Origin of the sequence: Enterococcus sp. AZ009 (assembly GCF_050548785.1) — a bacterium.
GTDB classification, from domain to species: Bacteria; Bacillota; Bacilli; order Lactobacillales; family Enterococcaceae; genus Enterococcus_D; species Enterococcus_D entomosocium.
This window is the reverse complement of record NZ_CP172960.1, coordinates 613,082-637,346: the sequence shown is the minus strand read 5'-3', so window position 1 is coordinate 637,346 and position 24,265 is coordinate 613,082. Positions and strand designations below refer to the sequence as shown.

General features: G+C 41.3%; 19 protein-coding genes. 4 read left to right on the top strand and 15 right to left on the bottom strand.

Going from position 1 to position 24,265, the window contains the following annotated elements:
* Window positions 1–37 precede the first annotated feature (37 nt).
* From IGJ74_RS03000 to IGJ74_RS02945, 12 genes are all read right to left on the bottom strand, one after another.
* Complete coding sequence (locus IGJ74_RS03000) at window positions 38–1,498, bottom strand: helix-turn-helix domain-containing protein (RefSeq protein ID WP_008377994.1); 1,461 nt, start codon at window positions 1,496–1,498, stop codon at window positions 38–40.
* A gap of 14 nt (window positions 1,499–1,512) precedes the next feature.
* Window positions 1,513–2,610, bottom strand: coding sequence for a non-hydrolyzing UDP-N-acetylglucosamine 2-epimerase (wecB, locus tag IGJ74_RS02995; RefSeq protein ID WP_061053768.1), 1,098 nt, complete (start codon window positions 2,608–2,610; stop codon window positions 1,513–1,515).
* A gap of 32 nt (window positions 2,611–2,642) precedes the next feature.
* Window positions 2,643–3,674, bottom strand: a complete 1,032-nt coding sequence (locus IGJ74_RS02990) for a glycosyltransferase family 4 protein (protein ID WP_016619486.1) — start codon at window positions 3,672–3,674, stop codon at window positions 2,643–2,645.
* A complete protein-coding gene (locus tag IGJ74_RS02985) occupies window positions 3,671–5,086 on the bottom strand; it encodes a lipopolysaccharide biosynthesis protein (protein WP_061053766.1) in 1,416 nt (471 codons plus the stop codon). Before IGJ74_RS02985 ends, IGJ74_RS02990 begins: the two co-directional genes overlap by 4 nt.
* Window positions 5,087–5,094: 8 nt before the next feature.
* On the bottom strand, window positions 5,095–6,348 hold the full coding sequence (locus IGJ74_RS02980) for an O-antigen ligase family protein (protein ID WP_008377986.1): 1,254 nt from the start codon (window positions 6,346–6,348) through the stop codon (window positions 5,095–5,097).
* A complete protein-coding gene (locus tag IGJ74_RS02975) occupies window positions 6,345–7,091 on the bottom strand; it encodes a WecB/TagA/CpsF family glycosyltransferase (protein WP_008377984.1) in 747 nt (248 codons plus the stop codon). Before IGJ74_RS02975 ends, IGJ74_RS02980 begins: the two co-directional genes overlap by 4 nt.
* Window positions 7,091–7,738, bottom strand: coding sequence for a sugar transferase (locus IGJ74_RS02970; protein WP_008377982.1), 648 nt, complete (start codon window positions 7,736–7,738; stop codon window positions 7,091–7,093). The genes IGJ74_RS02975 and IGJ74_RS02970 overlap by 1 nt, the downstream gene beginning before the upstream one ends.
* A 13-nt stretch (window positions 7,739–7,751) precedes the next feature.
* Window positions 7,752–8,393: a CpsD/CapB family tyrosine-protein kinase gene (locus IGJ74_RS02965; protein ID WP_218193222.1), complete on the bottom strand. Its 642-nt coding sequence runs from the start codon at window positions 8,391–8,393 to the stop codon at window positions 7,752–7,754.
* Window positions 8,393–9,127 carry a YveK family protein gene (locus IGJ74_RS02960; protein WP_086316894.1) on the bottom strand — a complete coding sequence of 245 codons (735 nt, stop codon included), beginning with the start codon at window positions 9,125–9,127 and terminating at the stop codon, window positions 8,393–8,395. The genes IGJ74_RS02965 and IGJ74_RS02960 overlap by 1 nt, the downstream gene beginning before the upstream one ends.
* 40 nt (window positions 9,128–9,167) lie before the next feature.
* On the bottom strand, window positions 9,168–10,421 hold the full coding sequence (locus IGJ74_RS02955; protein ID WP_087664711.1) for a nucleotide sugar dehydrogenase: 1,254 nt from the start codon (window positions 10,419–10,421) through the stop codon (window positions 9,168–9,170).
* A complete protein-coding gene (locus tag IGJ74_RS02950) occupies window positions 10,418–10,912 on the bottom strand; it encodes a hypothetical protein (protein WP_008377972.1) in 495 nt (164 codons plus the stop codon). Before IGJ74_RS02950 ends, IGJ74_RS02955 begins: the two co-directional genes overlap by 4 nt.
* A gap of 76 nt (window positions 10,913–10,988) precedes the next feature.
* Complete coding sequence (locus IGJ74_RS02945; RefSeq protein ID WP_086372619.1) at window positions 10,989–14,594, bottom strand: immunoglobulin-like domain-containing protein; 3,606 nt, start codon at window positions 14,592–14,594, stop codon at window positions 10,989–10,991.
* Window positions 14,595–15,254: 660 nt separating this feature from the next.
* On the opposite strand from IGJ74_RS02945, the gene IGJ74_RS02940 reads away from it, so the two are divergent.
* Entirely contained in the window at window positions 15,255–15,458 is a 204-nt protein-coding gene (locus tag IGJ74_RS02940; RefSeq protein ID WP_005232004.1) for a hypothetical protein, read from the top strand.
* Window positions 15,459–15,654: 196 nt separating this feature from the next.
* On the opposite strand, the gene IGJ74_RS02935 is transcribed toward IGJ74_RS02940, so the two are convergent.
* On the bottom strand, window positions 15,655–17,145 hold the full coding sequence (locus IGJ74_RS02935; protein WP_016611298.1) for a helix-turn-helix domain-containing protein: 1,491 nt from the start codon (window positions 17,143–17,145) through the stop codon (window positions 15,655–15,657).
* Window positions 17,146–17,325: 180 nt separating this feature from the next.
* On the opposite strand from IGJ74_RS02935, the gene IGJ74_RS02930 reads away from it, so the two are divergent.
* Complete coding sequence (locus IGJ74_RS02930; protein WP_005232006.1) at window positions 17,326–17,901, top strand: recombinase family protein; 576 nt, start codon at window positions 17,326–17,328, stop codon at window positions 17,899–17,901.
* Between the two features lie 226 nt (window positions 17,902–18,127).
* Here the strand turns inward: IGJ74_RS02930 and IGJ74_RS02925 are convergent, their stop codons facing one another.
* Both IGJ74_RS02925 and IGJ74_RS02920 read right to left on the bottom strand, forming a co-directional pair.
* On the bottom strand, window positions 18,128–19,525 hold the full coding sequence (locus IGJ74_RS02925; protein ID WP_218193223.1) for a PTS mannitol transporter subunit IICB: 1,398 nt from the start codon (window positions 19,523–19,525) through the stop codon (window positions 18,128–18,130).
* 17 nt (window positions 19,526–19,542) lie between these two features.
* Window positions 19,543–21,168 (bottom strand): glycoside hydrolase family 43 protein, encoded by a 1,626-nt coding sequence (locus IGJ74_RS02920; RefSeq protein WP_034878065.1) that lies wholly within the window; start codon window positions 21,166–21,168, stop codon window positions 19,543–19,545.
* 122 nt (window positions 21,169–21,290) lie between these two features.
* Between IGJ74_RS02920 and IGJ74_RS02915 the strand changes: the two genes are divergently transcribed.
* Window positions 21,291–22,181 carry an AraC family transcriptional regulator gene (locus IGJ74_RS02915; RefSeq protein ID WP_005232009.1) on the top strand — a complete coding sequence of 297 codons (891 nt, stop codon included), beginning with the start codon at window positions 21,291–21,293 and terminating at the stop codon, window positions 22,179–22,181.
* Between the two features lie 494 nt (window positions 22,182–22,675).
* The gene (locus tag IGJ74_RS02910) at window positions 22,676–24,181 is read left to right on the top strand and encodes a helix-turn-helix domain-containing protein (RefSeq protein WP_005232010.1); all 1,506 of its coding nucleotides are present in this window, start codon (window positions 22,676–22,678) and stop codon (window positions 24,179–24,181) included.
* Window positions 24,182–24,265: the final 84 nt, after the last annotated feature.

Genomic DNA, 24,265 nt, shown 5'->3' with positions numbered 1-24,265 from the left:
TCTTTCATCTGAGAATTATTTTGCACCTGGACCATTGTTAAAGTTTAAAGTCGATCAATGACATGAGTCTGCGCCAATCGGTTGAGTTCGGGATTTTATTGAACAATAAATACACGCCAGAACAAGAAAAATTCGACATATGCTCATTATAATTTGTGACGACGATATCAAATTGGTTCGCCTCAAAATAGCCGGGATTGATATCTAATACATTCGGAAAAAAGAGTTTCTGATAACTGCCTAGATACTTACGAGCAGTGACCTGAATTCGTTGCGAGATAAATTGATTCCCTTCTAACAGGAACGCAATTTTTTTAGGCTTCCCCCAGTACAATTCTTTCACACAGTCCATGTGAATGGTAAACACTGCGCTGATATCTACGATCATGTCTAAAGACAGACACTTCAGTTGTTTGAATTGTTTTTGTAAGAACGCTGTGTTTTGTGCCATTTCCTCTGGAAAATGTTTTTTTACAAATGAGATCAAATCGGGAATCACTTTGTTCAAGACCGGTGAAAGTTTATTTTTTAGTAAGATCGTCGCAAAAAAAGACTGGATCAAAACCGTACTATATTCCAGCGCATACGGCGGTACGCCTGCCTCCTTTAGATAACGTTGGGTTAGTTGCAGGATCTGCGAGTCTTTGCCTAACTTGTTGCAAAAGTCCCTTTCCATATCAATATCAAACACCGTCCGTTTTCCCATCGATAACGCATAAAAGTAGATGATTTCTTTTTCGGCGATCGTCGTTTGCAAATGGTTCGATAGCATCGTCTTTAATTTTTTCAGCTCAAGATAATACTCTTTACGAAACTGCTTGACGATGGCTGGATCGATCGTGACGTAATGGCCATGAGAGGTTCGCTCTAAAATGATATAAAGCATGTAACTGATTTCCTCAAAGGCAAGATTAGAGAAATTGCTATCGAATTCTTCTTTTTTCAAGTTTAAACCGATCTCATGAATGATCAACGGCGGAAATACGGTATGCGGCGTACTATCGGATTCATAATAAAAGTTCAGAAAAAAATGGCGAATATTGACTTCCTCACCAATAAGATCAACGGTGGTTTTGTTTAATGTCAGTTGGTACTGTGCTAAAATTGGGTCGATCTTTCGAAAATACCGCATCAACGTGGCAGGGGAAATAAACAAAATGTCTGACCACTCATTGATGGTCAATATTTCCCCTAAAAAAATGCTCTCAAAGATGCGAAACAACGGCTCGTTACTGATCAAATTCCGTTTTTTTTCTAAGTAGCTTTCTGTATCGATGACTTGTAGCTGATAGCCACTATTTGACGTTTCCATTTCGATAGCATCTTCGAAATACTCTTTAATGTTTTGTAAATCTTCAATGATGGTTCGGCTAGAGCTTTTGATCACTTTTGACAACCCACGGATCGGTGTATGAGAAGCGTGCTCCATATGTTCTAGCAAATGTAGCCACCTTAGCGTCGTTTTACTAATGACAAAAGATGATTGGAATTGTCTCATAGATTCGCCTTCCTCTACTCGAAATAACTTTTTAATTCAGCCACGATTCGCTCACTGGCTTGTCCATCTCCATAGGGATTTTTGGCTTGCGCCATCTGTTTGTATGCTGCCTCATCAGACAATAAATGAACGATTTCTGAATACACATGCTCCTCATGGGTACCAATAAGTTTCAAAGTCCCTGCTGCCACTCCTTCTGGGCGTTCCGTCGTTTCACGTACGATCAAGACAGGAATCCCCAAGGAGGGTGCTTCTTCTTGAATCCCTCCTGAATCGGTCAAAACAAGGTAGCTGCCTGCCAGTAACTGATAGAATGCAGGGGCATCCAATGGTTCGATCAGCTCAATATTTTGCTGCCCTTCTAAATAGCGCTTGGCTAGTGTACGGACACGAGGGTTTTTATGCATCGGAAAGACCATCGTCAGTGCGGGATAAGCAATAGCGATGCGTTTTAGTGCACGAAACACTTGTTCCATGGGTTGCCCAATATTTTCTCGCCGGTGCATCGTAACTAAAAGGATTTTTTTCTCACTGATTGGTTTTCGGTCTTTTTTTTGTGCCAAGGTGTGGTACAAAGCATCAATAGACGTATTGCCAGTAACGACGATGCGGTCTTGTGGATGATTTTCTTTTAGCAGATTTGCCTGGCTTTGATCTGTAGGGGCAAAGAGAAAATCTGCTAGTTGATCAATCAACCGGCGATTCATTTCTTCTGGAAACGGATCATTCTTGTTACCTGTTCGTAGCCCAGCCTCCACATGACCAATCAAGATCTGCTGATAAAAAGCGGCCAGCGCAGCTGCCACTGCCGTCGTCGTATCGCCATGGACCAACACTACGTCTGGTTCTTCTGATTGAAAAATACCTTCGAGTCCTTCTAAAATACGACTGGTGATACTAGACAAGGTTTGATTTTCTCGCATGATAGCCAAGTCGTAATCAGGGGTCAGCTCAAACGCCGCTAATGTTTGCTCAAGCATTTCTCGATGCTGCCCTGTCACGACGATCTTTGATAGAAAGCGTGGATCATTTGCTAGTTTTTTTATGACCGGTGCCATCTTGATGGCTTCTGGTCGTGTACCAAAAATAGATAATACCTTTATTTTTTGCATCGTACTTCTCCTTTTTTTCAGCAATTTGAGCATTAATCAAGTTGCTTTTTGTAAATCTTCTGCCAGCGCTTCATATACGACGTTAAGGCATACTGTTGCTCAATCGTTGCTCTGGCTTGTTGGCTGCTTTTGATTCGTTCTTCCTCGTTAGCTAACAGACCGCTCAACGTCTCGATCATTGCTTGAATATCACCGGCAGCTACTAGGTAGCCGTTTTCACCCGATTGGATCAACTCTGGGATTCCCCCAACCTTCGTCGTTACATTGGGGATACCTGCCGCCATGGTTTCTAAGATCGCCATCGGCAAGCCTTCGTGATAAGAAGGGAGAAAATGGATGGCTGCCTTACGAAAAACAGCTGGTAACGCATCGGTTGCTACCCACTCATTTAAGAACACATTGGTGAGAGCCTCTTCTTGGAGCTGTTGGGCAACCTGTTGATTTTCTTGATCGCCAAATAACATAAAGCGAATCTCGGGAAAGGAAACAGCCATTGCTTTTGCAACTGCCAACAGATCAAAGCTGCCTTTTCTTTGCCCGATCCTGCCAAGAGTGATGATCCATTTTGCGGTGGGGTCATAAAAGGATTCCTCCGGCACCGCTACGGCATTTGGCAAGACCTCGATTGAGGTATCGGTAATCGTTTGGTAAAATGCTGACCAGCTACTACTTAGCACTACGAGCTGATCCACCCGAGCTAAGGTAAAACGGACCCACCACTTTGCCCACGAAGGACTGTTTTGATAAAACTGGTCAAATTGCGAAGCATGCATATGAAAAATCGTCTTGCAATGTTTTGGTGCTAGCAACAACAGCAAACTCTTGCGATAGAAACTGCCCTTTTGCGCAACGTGGAAATGAAGGATCTGGCACCTTTCTTTTTTGATGTGCCGACGAAACGTAAGAAACGCTTTGATCTGCGTCCAATATTTTCCTTTTTCCGACCAAGTCTTATGGACGACGAAACGCACGTCCTCTGGCGCTTTTGCTTTTTGGAAATTATGAATGACCGTTGCGATCCCCCCTTTTGCTGCTGGATCTGGACCGATAAGTAAGATATTCATGCTTTGTTGATTTTCCTTTCTTGTACAAATCTAGTTACCTGCTTTAGTTCCTTGCGATAAAGAACAACGACGAAGAGCATCAGCAGCAAAACGAGGCTCTTTTCCAGCCAAAGAGTCCGATTGAATGCCGTAAACAGCGCAAAGCAATACAGCATGATCGAAAGGCTGATTTGGCGTTTGACTGAGAACCCCTGCCAATAGGTCATCGAAAAATATGTACGGGCAAAAAAGAAGACCAAGTACCCTAATGCCGTAGCACAAGCCGCTCCTGTGGCGCCAATTGTCGGTACGAGTAGGAGATGACCAAGGGATGCGGCTAAGACCGCCAGCAAAGAGGCAGCAATATTCAAATGACTTTTCTTATAAAAAACGATCCCGAGATTGGTCGTTTCACTGATCGTCATCATCAAGGGATAAAAACATAACAAGGGAAACAAGTACTGGGCCTCTAAGTAGTCTTGCGACAATAAGATGACGATCGTTTCTTTGAAAAAGACCATCAGTAAAAAGAAAATCGACAAGACGAACATGATAAAGTGACTGACTCGTTCGTAATAAATCAATGGTTTGCCTTTTTTGAACCATTCATAGGAGGTGGGAATCCAAAAATTGGCAAAACTAACTTGTAGAATCATCAAGGCACTTGCCACTTTGAATGCAGCCGTGTAGATGCCCAAAGCGGCAAAATCAGCAAAATAGCGCAGCATCATTTTGTCGATAATCATTAACAGGCTATAGAGGAACGTTCCCACCACCGTCGGCAAGCCAAAACGACTCAGCTTTTTGATCAGGTTGCGATCGATTTGGCGAATGAGCGGCATAAAAAGCGCCAGGTTTGCCAGAATCAACAGACAATCACCGATAATCTGACCGAAGAGCATGCCATAGACCACCGTAATAAACGTCGGCGGACCAAAAAAGAGAAACAGCAACGTGATGAACAAGACCATGAATTTCACCAAAATACTGTAAACGGAGAACTGGATCGCTTTGTTTTGCATTCGAACCGTTAACAAAAGAAACCGTTCAAAAATCAGCAGTCCCGACGAAAGAGCAAATAAATAAATCGCACGGGTGTACTGTGGAGATTCAAATAAAAGCTGCGAAAAATCTGCCGCAAAAACCACTAGGATCAGCTGAAAGAAAAATGAACCGAGCAACGGGACGAGCATCGCTTGTTGCAATAACTCGCGTTTGTTTTCGTGGTCATGGTATTCCCTCGTAAAGGCTTGGTCGAAACCGAGATAGATCACGTATATCAAAAAGGTCTGTGCAAGGAAAAACATACTGGTCTTCCCATATTCTTCGGGTGTCAAAAAGCTGGTCGTTACGGGCAAAAGCACCAAGTTTAAGACCGCCGAACCTAACGAACCGAGGGAGAAAAAGCCCAGCCTCAAAAGTAATTTTTTCAATCAGTTGTTCACTCTTTCTCTGTTAAAATAATGCCTCCACAAATCAATCCTAAAAAGGTGGAAGACAATGCCGAATACAAAACATGCCCGGCAAAAAAACTATAAAAAAGCACCACGATCAAGGCAAAACTATAAACCGATCGTTTTCGTGGCTGAAAGGCCAAATAGACAAAATAGGCGAGCATTAGCAGCAATAACGCTATTCCCAGTAGGCCTTGCCCGAAAAGGGTGTCGAAGAAGTCCATTTCAATTAAGCCAAGACGACCAAAGTGTGCCAAACGGTATTCAAAGCCTTGGCCAAAGATCATGGTAAAGTGTCGGGCCTCATCATTTAAGAAGGCGTTCATCCCACCAATCAAAAAATCACTTCTTGAACTAGAAAATAGCCGGATCAAGTCCCCGTCGAAAAGATGATAAAAATACACCATGCGAAGATAGGTTCCTTCGACGGCTTGGATCAGCAATGGTAGTCCTTGAATAAGCAGCCAAGCAATCGTAATAAAACTCATAAACCAGATAAACAATTGTTGCAGAAATGCTTTACGTTCAATGCCTAGCACCAATCGGATTAAAAGATAGAACAACACACCGACACCATAAAACACGCCGGTTTTCGTACCGACCAAGACCAAACAGACGAAATTTCCAGCGAATAAACTAGCCAAAAACAGTGAAAACTTATGGGTCTGTTCTTTGATCGAAACAATTAGTGCCTGGACTGTAAAGGTGATTGAAACAATAAAGGCAAAGCTCGTATCATTATTGGCAAAGAAATAGCCTTTATACCCAGCATCAGAATTGTCATAAGTTTGGTAGCCTAGCCCTAAAAAATAAGGAATCAGTAGCCCCAAGGTGAAGCAGACACTGATAACAATAAACAAGCTGTCGTAGTGCAGTTTGGAGAAGTCGTTTTTTCGTTGATAGACATAATAAGGAATCAGTACCCATAAGAGGTATTTGATATACACCGATAGATCCTCGATCACCCACTGCCAGCTGTACCCTAGAAAAAGTGCTTGTAACAGAAAAATCGTAAGCGTCACAGCGATAAACCCATACGTTAAATATGTATAGTAGCTATGGGGAATCTTTTCTGTCACGATCATAATCACTAAGAACAAAAAGAACAGCAAACGGTAGAACACGCCAATGGGAAAAGGAATGCCCAGACTTAGAAATAAGCCGTTTAAGACGTCGATTATCGGAAAAATGGCCACAATCCCCAGGAAGAAGCGGTGATGGCTTTGCTGTTTTGATTTCATGCGTTTCTTCTTTTTTCTCCCCACACATACTGTAAAAAGCGTAAATTTCCTATGATATAGCGATCAAACATCCTGACTGGCTCTTGCGCAAAGCGATAAAACCATTCCAAACCTGCCCGCTGCATCCACAAAGGCGCTCGTTTGGTTTTGCCTGCGACGATATCAAAGCTGCCGCCAACGCCCATCGCAAATGGCACTTGCAACACTTCGCTGAATGTATCGAGCCAAATCTCTTTTTGCGGGCTAGAAAAAGCGACAAACAGCAAGTCTGGTTGCGTCCGTGCAATCTCTTTTGCCACGTCCAATGATTCGACTTCGGAAAAATAGCCATGGTGAAAACCCGCTATGTTCAGGTCGGGATAGAGCTGTTGGTCATGTTTGACGACGGCTTCTACGACTTCGGCAGTTGCTCCTAAATAATAAGGACGCCAGCCTTTTTCTGCTGCCAATTTGACCAGCTCGCGAAAAAGATCGATGCCTGTTACCCTTTCTGGTACCGGGCACCCTAAATATTTCGCTGCCCAGACAATCGACTGCCCATCAGCCGTGATCAAAGCTGCCCGATTGACGATCGATCGCAACGAGGGATCTTTTCGCATCAAGTTTATTTTTCCCGCGTTAATTGAAACATGCTGTGCGGGCATCCCCTGTTCGATCATTGCCTCGATCTTAGTAATGGTTTCCTGAAAGTTTAAGGAATCGAGATTGCTGCCTAAAAGTGATACACGTACTTGTTGCTCCATTAGAATGCTCCTTTGGGTAAGAAAACAACGCCAATCGTTTTCATAATTATTTTCAAGTCCAATAACCAGCTCAGGTTATTGATGTAATAGAGATCCAATGCGACCATCTCTTGAAAGCTCAATTCGTTTCGTCCACTGACTTGCCACAACCCTGTGCACCCGGGTGTGACACACAATCGTTGCTTGTCTTTTTCTGAATAACTGACGACTTCTCTTTCTAAAGGAGGACGGGGGCCGACCAGTGCCATCTCCCCTTTCAAGACATTGATCAATTGGGGCAGTTCATCAAGACTCGTTTTTCTTAAAAAACGGCCTAAGCGCGTCACTCGCGGATCTTTCTTCAGCTTGAACATGGCCCCTTCAATTTCGTTTTTATCAAGGTATCGCCCTAATAATTGATCGGCATCAGGCACCATCGTTCGAAATTTGTACATCACAAACGTGGCCTCATTTTTGCCAACACGAACTTGCTTAAAAATAATCGGTGCCTGCCAGTTAGAAAATTTGATCCCTATACAAATCAGCAGTAACAGCGGGCTAAGGACGACTAATAAGCCCAAGCTAAAGATAGTTTCTATCGTGCGTTTCCAACGTAAATAGCTAGTCGCTTGAACCCTTGACTGCTTGTCTAAAGCGGGTCTTTCCACAAAGTTCCCCTCCTTAATAATAGTAATTTTCACCCGTGTCCGTGCCATTCGCCACGACACCTAAGATGTTTGCGTTAACTAGGCGTAGCTTTTTGACGGCATTTTTTGCGGATTGTTTGTTCGTTTTATCCGCATGAACGACTAAAAGTACACCGTCGACTTTCTTGGCTAGGATCAAGGCATCCGAAACGACATTGACTGGTGGCGTATCAATAATGACCACATCGTATAGTTGTTTGACCTCTTGCAAGGCTGCGGTCATTTTCGAAGAAGCGAGCAGATCATTAGGGTTTGACATAATGGCTCCACTAGTGATGATTGAAAATTCGCAATCTTCTAAAATCACTTGTTGGACACAGCTTTTGATCGAGATGTCCCGTCGGATATAGTTGGACAAGCCCACGTGCATTTCTTGTGAAAACAAATAATGTTGGGTGGGTTTACGCAGATCCGCATCGATCAATAAGGTTCGGTTCCCTTTTTGGGCATAGGCGACCGCCAAATTTGCCGAGACCGTGGATTTTCCCGTACCGCTTTCTCCTGAAGTAATCAAAATCGTTTGAGCATCTTGTTGTTGGCATAAATAGTCGACATTTTCGCGAATCAACTTGACTTGTTCGCTGATGATGGAATAATTTTCCTTCATGCTACGCATCACACACGCTTCCTTCCTCTAAAGCTTCTCGACTGGATGGTTTTAAACGAAGCAACTCGTTTTTCTTTGCTTATCTCTCCGATGACCTTTACCCCTAAGACCTCTTCGATTTCCGTATTCGAAGCAAAACTGCGCTCAAAAACCAACAGGAGGAACACATACGTAAAAGCGAAAAGAAGACTTAAAAAAGTGGTCAAACTGTACAACAAAAACTTGTTTGGACGAGCAGGCGTTTCTTGTGGCAAAACGGTTCCTTCTGCTAAGATCGTGACATTATCAATGTTCATGATTTTAGGGATCTCTTCACTAAAAACGCTGGCGGTCGTATTGGCGATTTCGGCTGCGATCTTCGGACTTTGATGGTAAGCGTTGATTTCGATGATCTGCGAGTTGGTGGCATTGGTAACACTCAAAATCTCCGACAATTCAGACACATCGTAGCTTTCCTCTAGCGCCTCACTGACTTCATTTAAGATGCGAGGACTCATGATGATGGTGCTATAGGTACTGACGAGTTGAAGGTCTGCCTGAATCGTCTGGTTTTCCAGACGATTGCCAGCTATCGTTTCTGACTGACTAATCAGCAACTGTGCACTTTTTTGATAAATGGGTTCAGCAAACAGGGTTAGATAAAGCAACATCGCTAGTAAGGGAATACTAATGATCATGAGGATCCAGCCTATTCGTTGCTGAAGGACTTGCTTCAATTTTTTCATATTTATTTCTTTATTCATTGGTTTTCCCTTTCAATAACAGAAATAGCAATCAAACCATTTACTGGGCGCTTGGTAATGACCCAAGAGAATAGGCAGCCTCGAACCTCGTTTTACCTGTCACAATATTTTTCGTGTCAAAAACGATTTTTTGTTTCATCGCTTGAATGGCTGCCGGCGCTATGTCTTTAAAGGCATCATGGTCACAGAGGATCAATGCCAGATCACTGTCTGTTAGTGCTGCTTCAATTTGTGCAACATCAGAAGTGGCGACATAAGGATCATAGGTAGTGACTTGCAGAGCTTTCTTTTGTTTCAATCTTTTGGCGATCTCAACAGCCGGACTTTCTCTGGCATCGTCAATGTTGCCCTTATACGCCAACCCTAGGACCGCGATTTTGTTTCCACCATGAATCGCTAAGATCTCTTCGACTTTTTTTATAATGAATTCAGGCATCTCTGTATTGATCATCCGCCCCAATTGAATTAACTTCGCGTCATCAGGTGCTGCCGCGACAACAAAATACGGATCGACTGCTAAGCAATGACCGCCGACACCAGGTCCCGGTTGATGGATATTGACCCGTGGATGCTGATTGGCTAACTCAATCACTTGGAGTGCATCAATGTTTAGGCGATCCCCAATTTGGACCAATTCATTGGCTAGTGCAATGTTCAAGTCGCGATAGGTGTTTTCCATCAATTTCGATAGCTCAGCGATACTTGCAGAAGTCTCCAGCACGTTTCCTTTGACGAAGGACTGATAAATGCGTTTGCCTTGTTGGGTGCAAGCGCTCGTCATGCCACCAATGATTCGATTGTTCATCACCAGCTCTTCAAAGATTTTCCCTGGCAAAACTCGCTCTGGGCAATGCAACAAATAGAGATCTTCTCCAATGGTATAACCTGCTTTTTCAAAAAAGGGTCCAACGATGTCTTCCATCGTGCGGGGTTGAATGGTCGATTCAACAATGACTGTGTTGCCTTTTTCAAGATAGGGTAAGATAGCAGCCATCGCCGCTTTCACGTAGGACAAGTCGCAACTACCAAATTGATCGGCGATATTTGGCGTTGGTACGGCAATAATAAAGACATCCGCTTTTTCTGGTACCAACTGTGCCTTGAATGTCTTTTTCGCTAAAGCTTGTGCTAGATAGCGATCAATGTCGGGTTCTTCGATTGGTGCCTGACCTGCTTGAAGTGATTGAACGACTGTTTCTGACACATCAACCCCAACGACTTCAATCCCATGGTTTGCAAAAGTAAGTGCTGTGGGTAGCCCGATATACCCCAATCCAATAACGTTTACCTTCATTCGCTCTTAACATCCCATTCTGCTAATTGTTCTTCACCGGGTTTATAAATCAGTTTTTTCGCCACTTGTCCTTCTTCTAAAGCAAAGGAAACTTGTCCAGTGATGGTTTCACCTACAGCGATCTCATTGCCAAACATCGCCATGGTATGATCAAGTTCAAGAAATTCTCCCTCTTCAGTTTCTAAAAGAAAATCAATCGAACCTAATCCAGCGGCAACTGATCCCATATTTTCTGCTGTGATGGTAAATGTATGTAATACTTGTTCCCCATCTTCTGTTTTCTTTTGATTGATTTCTTGTTTGTCGATGATGATCTTTAATCCACCAATGATCGATTGCGGCTCGGCATTGCTTTGATCCGTGATTTGTTCGATTGGTTCGCTGCCTTGGGTAGTATCCGTCTTTGCTTGGTCATCCGTCGAGCAAGCCGCTAAAAAACTCCCCATGAGGGCAAGGCTAAAGAGGCTAACGATTTTTTTCTTCATGTTCATTTGCTTTCTCTCTTTCTATCAATGAAGAGCCCCTTGCAACAGGCAAGGTACAAGGGGCTCTCGTAGTTTCTGTTTCTTATTCTGTGATTGAAACGGTTGCTTGTGCAATCTCTCGTGTACTTAAGTCAGCAAAGCGATGCAATGCATAGATCGTCATCTGGCTGTCTTTTGTCACACTGTTGGCTTGTTCTTGGTTCAAGTAGGCGGTAAAGGTACCATCCGCAAAACCGCTCACCCACAGGATCATGCCATCAATTTCAAGTCGACCAAAGTTGATGTCATCTCCTGTATAGGTTCCCGTAACGATTCGATCACCTAATGTGTAAGGGTTTGGCGTAATTGTGCCAACAAATTCTTTGTCGATAGTGACTACACTACGATCCAATTCGGTGTCTACCGGACGGCCACTAACAACCTCCCGATGGTAAGCAACCAATTCAACTGTTTCCGCATCGCGAATCAAGTCGCGGGTCGTTTGATTGACAAAGTAAGTAAACGTCTGGTTTGCGGTGTTAAAGGTGCCTCCCCATGAAATTGAACGTCCATCAACGATCAAGTTGGCGAAATTCACATCGCCTGTAAAGGTTCCAGTAATTTCACTCTCTGTCACTTTGAAGGCTGCTGGTTGAATCGTGCCTGCTGCTTTGACGATTTCTATCGGCTGCAACACCAGCTTATGATCAATCGTTTGTCCATCGACTGTTTCACGATGGTAGGTTTGCAATTCTACTTTCGTTGCCGTTCTGATCTGTTCTCTAAATTGTGCGTGAACAAAGAATTCAAAGCGGCCAGTTTCTTTATTGAATGTGCCACCCCAGTTCCCTACTGACTGTCCATCAATCACTAAGTTGGCAAAATTGATATCTCCCGTAAAGGTTCCCGTAATCATGGTATCGGTGTAACTGTATTGATCCGGTGTGATCGTCCCTTGAAGTTGATCAATCACTGTTACTTCTTTGGTTTCTAGCACTTCGATGGCTTCCGTGTTACCGTTAATTTGGCGGTTCAACGCTTGGATCTCAACTTTATCGCCCGCTTTGATTCCAAGATTCGCTACATAAAACGAGAAGGTGCCATCGGCATTGAAGGTACCACCCCATGCATTAGAAGGCGTGCCATTGATCACTAAACGTGCAAAATTGACATCACCCGTAAAGGTCCCTGTAATCATTGTTTCGCCAACACGGTATTGATCCGGTGTGATCGAACCAGCCAAATCTCTAGTTAATTCAACGGTTGTCCGATCAAGTACTTTGCCATATTGATCCAAGGCTTCGATTTCTACGACATCATCTACGGATTGGATGCGATTGCCGATAAAGAATTCAAACGAACCATCAGCAAAATTCCCACCACGAACGGATGATCCATTTACATACACACGGGCAGATACAACATCACCGGTATACGACCCTCTCAGGAACTGATCGGCCGAAGAAACATTGTAGCTTGCTGGTGTAATCGTGCCTTCAGTGTTTGCTGGATCAGTGACAACGATCGTTGAAGCAATATTTGATTGCAATCCATCGATGCTTGCTTGAGCAGTAATAATTGTTCCCGCTGCTTGTTGATCAATCTCTACTTCAAAATTGCCATCACTGTCAACAGTGGCATTTTTCGTTTCATCACCAATCGTGATTTCCACATGTGCATCGGGTTCAGCTGTTCCGCTAACGGTAGTGGATGTGGTTGTCACCTCATTCAATGTTGTTTCGGCGATCGTTGCTCGCTCAACCATGGTTTCTGCAATATTTGATGAAATGCCATTTAAGGTTGCTTGGGCGGTAACTACCGTACCAGCTTGTTGTTTCTCAATCGTCAATGCATAGATGCCATCACTACCCACTCGTCCATTCGCAATGATCGTGTCACCGGCTTTGATCGTAATCTCAGCATTCGGCTCAGCCGTTCCCGTCACACTTGTGGAGTCAGTATTTAGCTCGGAAATCGTTGTTTCGGCAATCGTTTCTTTTTCACTATCCTCTACAACTGTTTCTGCAACCGATTGAATACCATTGGACGTTGCGGTAACAGTCACTTTTGTTCCAACTGCTAATGGTGCGTTCGGAATCGCAAATTGATAAGTTCCATCACTTGCAACGCGTCCCGTTAAACTTCCTTGTCCTTCAATAGTGACTGCTAAATCGGCATTTGGCTCAGCTCGCCCCGTAATGTGCGTTGAGCTTGTGGTTAAGTCGTCAATGGTCGTTTGTTGAATCGTTGCGGTATCCACAAAGTCACCAAAAGCGATTTTTCCGATTTGAGAACTATTGAATGTTGCGTTGAAGATTGAGTCATTGGATTCAATTCGCGAAGTAACTTGTTTGTTCGTATAAGTATTTAGTGAGAAAGAACCTTGTCTAAACTCTGGATAATTAAAGCTGGGCTCTCCTGAAAAATCAGCTGATCTTCTCCAAGTTTGCATTCCTGTCGATGAGTGGATCGTGTAGTTCGTTGTTCCTGGATAGGACCCAATTGCGGTTCCATTCGTATGATTGTTTTGGATTCGAACATTTGATCCTTCGTGGAAAGTGCTTGATTGTCCAACGTTTACCGTTGAATACGTGCTTCTTCCCACGACATCCAGTGTTCCCCCAGATAATACGGTCAAAGCACCTCGCAACCCCAATGCTTCTTGTGTTTTTTGCGTATTTGGCGCACTTGTGATCTTAAACGTTGCATTCGAATTAACTACTACGCTTGAGGCACTTCCTTCGATCAAGACTGCTTTTGCTGTATTTGAAGGATTGTTTTGAGTAACGTCTAATAAACTGCCTTCACCTAAATCAATTCGACCACCACTTGCAAGATAAATCGCACGAGCTGTTCCATTGTTATTTGCAACTACAGAAGCACCACTGCCGATATTCATTCGGACATTCGAAGTAGCCCAAATCAAGGAACCTGCATTTAATCGGTTTTCGCCAAAGAAATTAGCTGAAGAATTGCTAGCGGCTAAATAGAGTAAGCGCCCCGTTGCATGACTATTTTCATGAGTAACGTTTGTGAAGGAAACACTGGACGTTCTATTTTGATAGATCGTATTTGTTGCATGAGCCACGATTCTCACATTTCTGATACTTAATCCTTGATTTACCGTATTTCCATACAACCGAACATTATTCCCGAAGGTTAACGTATGACCATTACCTTCAATCGTTTTGGTCGTCCCTGTCCATGTCACACTACTAGTCATCGTGATGTTATTGGCTAAGCTGATTTGTGTAACCGTCGCATTGGCTAACGCTGTCCGTAATTCAGCATCAGATGTTACTTGGACACTTGCCCTTGTTGAACGGGTTTCAGCAGCGTCTTCTGATGATTCGTTAGAATTACTTTCTGAGGTTTCTTCATTTGGTGCATCCGCTTGTTCATCATTTTCTGCGACTTCATTATTTTCTGAAGAGTTCTCAGTAGAAACTTCTGTTTGAGCTTCTTCACTTTCAGTAGGAGAACCCTCTGTTTCCTGAACTGCTTGCTCATTGGTTGCTGTATGGTCATTTTCTGTGCTTTGAGTTGCTTCACTATCTGATAATAAATTTGGAGCTTCTATTCTCTCTTGTGTCACTCCTGAAGAATTATCAGTTTTTTCTGTCGCCATCGCATTTATTGGCAACGCCGATAAAGTTAAATGACTAATCAACAATAAACCTGTGACTTTTTTACTAAATTTGTTATTCATAAGTAACTCCTTTTTCTCTATTCTTTCTCTTGTACTTTAAAGATTCATTTCACGTTTTTATCAGTCACCCTTTCTTACTCCCTCGAAAAAAATCAGTTATAGCTCTTATCGGAACAACCTATTCGATACAAACTCTCTAAAAACCTAAATTAGAGCTATAAAATAATGCTTTTTTGACGAAATTTTATCGTTTTTAACGAGATTAAATTTACCATGGTTGATCATCAATCGATAAATCAAGATTTGCAAACCTGTATGAATAAATTGATTTTCATTTTCTTTTTAAATAAGGCATTTTAAAAGTTTGTGCAAAAAAAAGTGTTATAAAAAAAGACGATTCCTTATCATTTAAAAAGGATCGTCCATTTTTGTTATTACCTGTAACCACTTAACTCAATACGATGGATACAAGGTTTCTGCCTACTAATTCTTAGTATTATCACAAACATTTTTAACAACAGTTCCTTTCAACAGAACGCTTCTTTTCTTCAAAAAAGGTCCCAAAAAAAGCAAAATAAAAGAAATTGTATGTAATTTTACACATCTTCTAAAAAAATTCATTTTTCTTTGGTATACTAAACATAGATCTGCATATCATTAGATTTACGTTGCCCGTTAGTGAAGTTTCAGGCAACGTTTCTTTATGGGGGATAGATAAAAATGGAAGAGAAAAAGATTTTTGAGAAGCGGTGGTTATTAGCTACCAGTGAACAACGAGAGAAATACCATGCCTTGATTGCCTCTTACCCTTCGATCGAATGGACATTCAAAGAAAAAAGCTACCTTTTATGGCTTTGTCAGTTAGATAGTGATACGTTCAAAACCTTTGAAGCAATTTTTGATAAACTAGTAAATGCCAACTAACTGTTTCAACGTAGGCTGTTCTTTCACCAAAATAACCCAATCTTTTGGTATTCAGGAACAGTGGGCCTATTTTCAGATAACTCCCTTTTTTATTAGATGAACGAATAAAAGCCGCAACCGTTGATCGCAACGGTTGCGGCTTTTCCTTTTAATTTATCCACACATGTCCTCGTCATGCTCTTTTTCAACACGTATATTAGGCTGTGGGAGCGTTTAACGCTTGCCCTAACTGAGGATCGATTTTTTCAATCACTCTTTGCCAATCTTGATGATCGGGGATTGCTTTGAGCAAAAGATAATCAGTCGATAAGATGAACTCTGATAAATATTCACTATAATTTGTAACCACAAGATCAATGGCATTTCCCTTCAAATAATCGGTCGTCAATTCATTGATTTTTGGAAAAAATACCAGATGATCATTGCCGACATAACGCAAAAAGCGCGCACGAATCGTGTGACAGGCATAGAGATCACCTTCTATTATCAATGCGATCCGTCTGACTTTTTGAGCATAGAGCTCCCTGATTGCTTCACTGTAAAGGGTCAGTGCCGCACAAATATCTACCAGATACTCCTGCTTGATCCCAAGAATCGCTTGGTGCTGCTTCATAAATGCCAGATTCCTTTGATAAGCGGCAGAACGATGCTTCTGCGCTTCATTTTTTACTTCTGTTAGCAAGTGATTTAAAACGGGCGCCAGTTGCTCATTGATTTTCTTTGACAGGAAAAAGGCGTGGATCATCGTCTTGACCCGTTGGGGCTCTTGAAAGGAAATGCCCCATTCTTGAACGAAGCGCTGACTCAGTTCTTCGAGTTCAGGATACAGTCCAAACGATGCAACGAATTGCTGCTCTTTTTCAGGCTCGGTCAAAGTCCGTTTCATCACGGTCACTAAATAAAGCCACATAATTTCTTGTTGCGGCAGTCTTACTCGGTATAGCGCTTCGATTTTAGGTGCTAAGTCATTCATTACGGCAAATGCCTCATGGGTTTCGATGATTTTTGCCAACGATTGAGGAATCTGAACCGTCTTTCCCAATTGGTAACGCTTGATCGCAATATACAAGCTATAATAAAAATCACTCGGAGAAACGCCTGTATTCACCAGCTCTGCGGGCATTTCTGAGAAGACATCACTGACTAGTGCAATCAGTTCTTTGGGGGGCAATAGCGTATGAGGGGTGACATCTGATTCATAATAAAAATCTTTAAAGAACTTGCGAATATTGGCTTCGGAGCCACTCAAATTAACCGGTTGCAAGATCCACTCCACATGATACTTTCGCAACGTCACAGAAGCAGTATTCAAATAACGACGCATCGTACTTTCTGATACATACAAGCGCTGCGCCCACTCTTCAACCGAACAGAATTCACCGTGGAAAATGGCTTCCACGATTTGATACATTCCTTCTTCTGCAACAAGCTCCTTTTTTTGGGACAAGTATTTTTTCGGATTCGTTTCCCTAAAATGATAGCCATTGGCTACAAGCGAAAATTCGGCTGCCTCTTGTAGATAGGTTTTCAATTCTTTGATATCCGAGCTGATCGTCCGTTGGGTCACATCAAGTTTGTTTGCTAAACTTGCGATGGAACAAGTCCGTTCTCGCTCAAAAGTATTTAACATTTGAAGCCAGCGAACGGTCGTCTTATTTAGCATAAAATTTAACTGCAATTCTCTCATTTTCCCCTCCGTGTTTCTTCCTCACCGACTAGTGTCTTTACTATAGTACAATATTTAGGTGCATAAAAAAACCTTCCTATTTCCCAAATTCACATTAAGAAGCTTCTTGAATGTGTACTTAAGTGAACAAACAAGGTATTCTCTATGTAGACTTATTTTTGTGCAACTGGAGGAATTCGTATGACAAATATGGTTTATGGGTACGCACGTGTCTCCACAAGACAACAGGATCTCTCGCGTCAGTTAGATTTACTTGACCGGTATGAGTGCAATAAAATTTATACGGAAAAGATCAGTGGTGTTCGTGCGAATCGTCCTGAATTAAATAAATTAAAAAAACGAGTGAAAGAAAACGATAAAATCATCATTGAAAGTTTCTCGCGACTAGGAAGAAGTACCAAAGATCTCATTGATCTTGTCTACTTTTTTGAAAAAAAAGGAGTAAAGCTTATCAGTATCAAAGAAAATTTTGATACGCAAACCCCACAAGGGAAATTGATGATGACTGTTTTCCAAGCCTTTAGCCAATTCGAACGAGACATCATCGTCGAACGGACCAAAGAAGGCTTAGAATCCGCTCGTGCTAGAGGAAATATCGGTGGTCGCCCACGAATCGATCCTGGACTGATTCAACACGCATTGAACCTTTATCAAAAAGAAGGAAAAGCTGTTGTGGATATCTGTGCCCAAACAGGGTTAAAACGATCAACTTTTTATCGTTATCTTAGTCTGGAAAAAGAGGAGATCGTTTCTTGAAGGAATAGGTTCTTCTAGATTTTTAGTTCAAATCAGGGTAGATCAGGAAAATTATGTAAATACGAGTAGCAAAAAATCACAGGAAGAGAACTATCTCCTAACTCTTCCTGTGATTTTTTCGATTATTTATTGTTCTTTCCTTTATTTGGAATGAAAATTGTTAAATGATCGTACTCTTTATCGTTATGATCATAGGCTTTCACATTAGTTAGTCCAAAGGTGATGATTATCTCAAATCAGCGAGAATCTCATCGTATCGCTCGCTATTCAAAAACTCATCTACTGACTGAAAATGCGCAGATGGTGCAGCTTTTTTTGCTCTTTCTTGAAGCTCTTTTTGAGTAATCACTAATGACGTTTCATCTGCTGTTAAATCACGAATAGCAACATTTGTAACCTCAATATCATAACCTAGTTCTTGAACTTTTTTTCTAACTATCGCTGCCCCCATTGCTGAAGAGCCCATTCCTGCATCACAAGCAAAAATAATTTTTTTAATTGAAAAATCTTTGCTAATTTTCCCTTTTCGCTTCATTTCCTTGGTCTTTTCTTCTGCTAGGAGAAATTCTTCATTGTTCTTATCCGACGTTCGATTTGTTAATTTATGAACAAGGGAAGCACCAATAAATGTGACCGCAGTTGCAACAGTGATTGCCAATAAAATACCAAAGTGGCTCCCCCGAGGAGTCACAGCCATGAAGGCAAAGATAGAGCCGGGCGAAGCTGGGGAAATCATTCCTGCTCCAGTAATCATTAGTGTTGCAACGCCACTCATTCCTCCTAATATAGCTGGAATCAGCAATAACGGATTCATCAGTACATAAGGAAAGAAAATTTCTGCTATTCCTCCAAAAAAATGGATAACGATGGCCCCAGGAGCGGTTTTCTTAGCTGTTCCTTTTCCAAAAACCATATATGACAACAAAATACCTAGCCCAACACCTGGATTATCAATTGCAAACATCATGGAACGACCATTTTCAGCTACTTGCTCTAAACCGATTGGTGCAAAAACACCAAAGTTAATGGCATTGTTCAAAAACAAGACTTTTGCTGGTTCCATAAAGATGCTTACTAAGGGCAAAAGATGGTTTTCAACAAGTACATTGACTGCATCAGTCATCATATAGTTCAATGTATTGAATATTGGACCTACTAATACATAGCTAATAACTGTCAAAATAGCAGCATAAATGCCCCCACTAAAGTTTTTAACAAGCATTTCAAACCCAGTTTTTACCTTTTCTTCATAAAGGGAATCGATTTTTTTCATCCCCCAGGCAGCACTCGGTCCTACTATCATTGCGCCTAAAAACATCGTAACATCAGCACCTACGATCAACCCCATAGTTACCATTGAAGCTACTACTGCCCCTCGAGTGCCATACACTTGTTTCCCACCTGTATACGCTACTAGCAATGGTAGCAAATAGTTTAGCGTAGGTGGCACGATTTCATTAAATTTTTCATTAGGAAGCCAACCCGTGGGAATAAATAATGCCGCTAATAGTCCCCAAGCTATAAAAGCTAATATGTTCGGCATGATCATACCGCTTAAAAATGAGCCCATTTTTTGAAGTTTTACCCGGATCCCAGCACTTGACACCATATTTGTCCTATTCATCTTCTTCTCCTCTATCCTTAATTTTTAGTGACTTCGTCTTCCTCTATATCTTGATAACTAAAATATTCAAAAGCAGCTTCTTGCCTCATCCCTGTTAAATCATTGCAGTGAACGCCTACAAAAGCACCCGTAAACGCACTTCCTGTAGGTCCCAAGAATGGTTTTGTAATGTAATCATCTGAAAGTTTGTAAGTATCAAAAATGAAAGAAAGTTCTTTCCAATTCTTCCCATCCAATGAATAAAAAAACTGATAAAAACGAGCATTGACCTTAACTCTCAGATACACATTCCCTTCTTCAGTTAAAACGATCGGAACTCTCAAGGGCCAACTAAGTTTTGCTCCTTCACATTTTAAAATTGTCAAAACTTTCCCTAATTGCTCGTTAGCCGTTACCTGTAGCGAGGTCCAATTCTTACTGTTGTAGTAACAGACCAAACCAGCACTTTGTTGAAAATACGAAGGGGAAAAATCAACCGCCGTTTCAGCTACAAAATTTACAGATTCAAATCTACGGGCAAGTAAGGATTGTTCGAAAACTGAATACAAGGATTCCTGTCCGTATAAAATCAATCCTTTCTTTGTTATCTGCCCCATTTTTTGGCTAAACGGAATTCTTAGGGTTTGAAACTCAGAAGGAATCCCCGAAGCGAAATAATTCTTTTTAGGTTTGCTGGACCAAGGGCACTCTGGTAAGTTTGGTTTGGGTACATACTTTTGCGCAACTTTTCCACCAGTCACGATCGGCCAATCGTCTGGTGTCCATTCAATTTTTGCTAATGCCGATTCACGCCCTAAGGTACAAAATCCTCTTTCTTCAAATAAGCCTTTTCCTTTTCGTTTAATTGGACGGCTTGCTAAGTATGCGATATACCATTCCTCACTATCCGTTTTAATTAATGACGCATGTCCCGTTTTTTGCAAATCATTTTCGGGAGAATACCAAGCGGTCAGGATAGGATTATCAGGGTGTACTTCATACGGTCCATACAATGATTTCGAGCGGGCTACAGTAACTGAATGCCCCCACTGGGATCCTCCCTCCGCTGTGAAAAGATAATAATAACCATTGATAAAATAAATATGTGGCCCCTCTGTTTTCTCTAAATGGGTTCCTTTAAAAATAATTTCTGGTTTTCCTACCAATTGTTCTTTTCCCTCATCAAATTCCTGAATAGCGATTCCGTAATTCCAAGGATGATCATTTCTAAAATCATAGATCATATTCAATAGATACTTTTTCCCGTCATTATCGTGGAAAAGCGACGGATCAAAACCACTCGCATTTAGAAAGATTGGTTCACTCCATGGACCTTCTATATCATCAGCGGTTACTAAATAGTTGCGGACATCTTTAAAGGCACGGTGTTCACGCATAATTGAATACACCAACCAAAATTTTCCGTCTTCGTATGTCAAACAAGGAGCCCAGACGCCACCACTATCTGGAACACCAACCATATCCAGCTGACTTATTCTATTTAACGGACGAACAAGTAAACGCCAGTTCTTTAAATCTTTCGACTCGTATATCTGTACACCGGGAAACCACTCGAATGTCGATGTGGCAATATAATAAGTATCCCCCCTTTTACAAATTGATGGATCTGGGTTAAAGCCTTTTAATATTGGATTTTGAATCATAAAATCATCCCCTTTTTTTGAAACCACTTTCATTCAGTTCCTATCTAAAGTATACTTTTATTAATAAATTTAGAAATGGTTTTTACCACGTTAAACTTACCAAAAACCACGGAGATCAAACTATGAAAAAGAGCTTATATAATCATCTAGCGTTTCTACCGAATTTAGATACTAGTGTCCGTTTCTTTTCTGCGCATACACAAAAAGTTCCTTATGGCTGGACTAGCTACTTAGACTCTCATAATGCTTTTGAAATCCTACTTATTTTATCTGGGAAGCAGAAAACCACGATCAACCAAAAGGAGTATTTATTGGATGCAGGAGATATCTTGATTATCCCTCCGGGTATGCTCCACTTAAATGCCTGTTACTCAGAAAATGGCTTACGCTACTTTACCGCACATTTCGATATCGATGAACCCGTTTTACGCTATGTACTAATGAAGAATATTCCCTTGATCTTCGAAAAAAACACAGCTGAGAACACTACACTCCAAGTAATCATCAATGAATGGATCGATCTCTATGATAAAGCACCTAGTTTTTCACTTTCTGATAAAATCTTAACCATTCAAATTTTAACAAAACTGATTTTTGAACTTATAAGATTCACTGAACTGGATCCTAAAAAAAATGCCAACATTCAAACGCTTAGTATCGCTAGAAGTATTGCAGAAGTTATCAATCACAATTTTCATCACTTTTTTGAAAGAAAAAATACTGAAAAGATCGATATCTTGATTAAAAAAATTTATGCTGAAGCGAATGTGTCTCCAAGTTATGGTCTTGAAGCTTTTAAAAAAATTTACGGTATTTCACCAAAAAATTATTTGGACTCACTTAAATTAAAAGAAGCCAAACGACTGTTAACTATCCCTGATATTACGATAGAAAGTATCTCGGAAAGACTTGGCTATTCGCACCCCGCACACTTTAGTCGACAATTCAAAAATTGGGTAGGCGTTTCACCAAACAGCTATCGCAAAACGAATATTGCCAATTTTGTATCCTGAATCATTTGTTACTAACAAATAAGGAATAGCGTAACAGCACCTTTATCTGCTGTCACTCTATTCCTCTCCTATATTCTACTGATGAACCCTGTCATTCCTCTAGACTGGTTACCCAAATACGAATTTAAACTACAATTCAATCGTTCCTTAATAGAAAACTACCCTCGCAGATAAAGGAACAAGTTGAAATTTAGCCGGTAGCTTCGTTGATCCAACTGCTATTTTCTACGTGATTTTTTTCGATAAAAAAGATCATCCCATCGATTAAGAAAAAAATCTCGGGAATGCTGAGGCTGTTTTCTATAAAACAGCTAACATAAAGGATTGTTCTTCAAGAGATTAAATGAGTGATGCATCTTTAACATGAAATCCTTCAATTTTCAAGGGATTAGACTTCTTGATTGGCCCAGAGTATTATATAATTTACTTAAAACGAACGATTTTTTATTCAATCCTTGATTCTTCCCACAGGATCTTAAAAGGCGGTGACATCAATGTTAGAGAATTTATCCATCAACCTGCATCGCGACAAGGCATTTTCCCGTCAAGTAAAAATTCTGCAAGTGCTAAATGCCGCACCAGCGGGGTATCATCCGCAAGAGTTGGCGACATTATTAGGACTTTCCTTGCCTACAGTCACTAAAGAATTAAGTATTTTAAGCGACAGCTTGCCGAAAGATCTGGTCAAGATCAAACTTTCTGGAAGCAACCTCGTTTCGATCGAGTATGCCCCAAATGCGTCGATCAATTCTGCCATTCAGCTTTTGGGCATGGAAACGCTGGAGTTTAAAATCATGTCTAGTATCATTGATAATAAAAAATACTCTATTCACCGAGCAACGATCGAATTCGGCTATTCCCGCAGCCATCTGTTGCGAACGATCAGTTACATGAACAAGTCTTTACAAACCTATTCTGTGACCATCGCCACGAATCATCTTGACTTTATCGGTACCGAAGCCGATATTCGCTTTTGTCTGTTTGTCTTCTTCTCTGCTTACGGCGATAGCACGATCTTAGATAAAGACAGCCCCGCTGATGCGCGTCTGCTGGTTAAAAAAGCCAAGGAAGCCAACAAAAAAGATTTGCATTACAGCCATTATCGCCTTGCTCTATGGCTGAGTATTGCCAAGCGCAGATGGCGCTATTCTTACTTTTTGACCTTGCCACCTTCTTTAGAACGAAATCTATTGGAGAAAGAACGTTATAGCATTTTCTCACAATTGCTGAATGACCATTATTTAAAGAAATATCGGATCATCCACTTGCCGCAGCAAGAACTCCTTTGGATCTTCGTCAATGCTCTCCACTGCATTTCGTATAGTACGATGGATATTAATGGAGAAAGCGATGCGGATTACATTTTTCACCATACAGAAAAACCAGAAATTCTCGCTGAAGTGACTGCCTTTTTAAAGAAACCCGGGATAGCGATTCCTCCTGCAGCAGCACATAAAATCATCGCTTATCTCGTGAATCTTCGCTTGTTAACGATGATTTCGGCAAATTACGAGTTTGCCGATCCCCAGATCAAAACCTTTGTTGAAGCGACTTTCAAGACAGATTATCTTGCTTGGAATGAATGGTTGAAACATTTCAATGACCAAAGCCGCTTCTTTTCATTTACTCACTTGGAGCACGTCGCAGTCACGCTGACCTTGTTAAGCGAACTATCCCCTAGCACTCAGCTGAAAAAACATTTAAAAGTTGCCTTTGCTTTTCAAGGAGGTGCTGGATTAGATACCTTTTTAGCGGTATCAACGGAGCTATTCAAAAATGACCATACGGAAATCAGTTACTTTTTTGAAGTGGCTCCTGACGAGCAGGAATTGATCCAAAGAGAAATTGATTTGATCGTCAGCAATTTTGATTTGCATCTGAAAAGCAACCCCAAATTTCAGCAATTACGAATTTCGAATGTTCCCACCCTGTCGGACTGGACGATCATTCACAAAACGATTGAAAAATTGATTCAGCCACGGTTTACTCCACTTCATTGAAATAAGAAAACTGACGGTCTTCTTAACCAGAGCTCCGTCAGTTTTTTCTCAATTACTTAGTTAGGCGCTATCAGAAATAGTTTC

Excerpts from the sequence above, each read along its gene's own strand:
- wecB (WP_061053768.1), bottom strand. The coding sequence starts at position 2,610 with ATGCAAAAAATAAAGGTATTATCTATTTTTGGTACACGACCAGAAGCC.
- IGJ74_RS02965 (WP_218193222.1), bottom strand. The coding sequence starts at position 8,393 with ATGCGTAGCATGAAGGAAAATTATTCCATCATCAGCGAACAAGTCAAG.
- IGJ74_RS02940 (WP_005232004.1), top strand. The coding sequence starts at position 15,255 with ATGGAAGAGAAAAAGATTTTTGAGAAGCGGTGGTTATTAGCTACCAGT.
- IGJ74_RS02930 (WP_005232006.1), top strand. The coding sequence starts at position 17,326 with ATGACAAATATGGTTTATGGGTACGCACGTGTCTCCACAAGACAACAG.
- IGJ74_RS02955 (WP_087664711.1), bottom strand. The coding sequence starts at position 10,421 with ATGAAGGTAAACGTTATTGGATTGGGGTATATCGGGCTACCCACAGCA.
- IGJ74_RS02925 (WP_218193223.1), bottom strand. The coding sequence starts at position 19,525 with ATGAATAGGACAAATATGGTGTCAAGTGCTGGGATCCGGGTAAAACTT.
- IGJ74_RS02960 (WP_086316894.1), bottom strand. The coding sequence starts at position 9,127 with ATGAATAAAGAAATAAATATGAAAAAATTGAAGCAAGTCCTTCAGCAA.
- IGJ74_RS02950 (WP_008377972.1), bottom strand. The coding sequence starts at position 10,912 with ATGAACATGAAGAAAAAAATCGTTAGCCTCTTTAGCCTTGCCCTCATG.
- IGJ74_RS02920 (WP_034878065.1), bottom strand. The coding sequence starts at position 21,168 with ATGATTCAAAATCCAATATTAAAAGGCTTTAACCCAGATCCATCAATT.
- IGJ74_RS02980 (WP_008377986.1), bottom strand. The coding sequence starts at position 6,348 with ATGAAATCAAAACAGCAAAGCCATCACCGCTTCTTCCTGGGGATTGTG.
- IGJ74_RS02915 (WP_005232009.1), top strand. The coding sequence starts at position 21,291 with ATGAAAAAGAGCTTATATAATCATCTAGCGTTTCTACCGAATTTAGAT.
- IGJ74_RS02990 (WP_016619486.1), bottom strand. The coding sequence starts at position 3,674 with ATGAATATCTTACTTATCGGTCCAGATCCAGCAGCAAAAGGGGGGATC.
- IGJ74_RS02975 (WP_008377984.1), bottom strand. The coding sequence starts at position 7,091 with ATGGAGCAACAAGTACGTGTATCACTTTTAGGCAGCAATCTCGATTCC.
- IGJ74_RS02935 (WP_016611298.1), bottom strand. The coding sequence starts at position 17,145 with ATGAGAGAATTGCAGTTAAATTTTATGCTAAATAAGACGACCGTTCGC.
- IGJ74_RS02910 (WP_005232010.1), top strand. The coding sequence starts at position 22,676 with ATGTTAGAGAATTTATCCATCAACCTGCATCGCGACAAGGCATTTTCC.
- IGJ74_RS03000 (WP_008377994.1), bottom strand. The coding sequence starts at position 1,498 with ATGAGACAATTCCAATCATCTTTTGTCATTAGTAAAACGACGCTAAGG.
- IGJ74_RS02945 (WP_086372619.1), bottom strand. The coding sequence starts at position 14,594 with ATGAATAACAAATTTAGTAAAAAAGTCACAGGTTTATTGTTGATTAGT.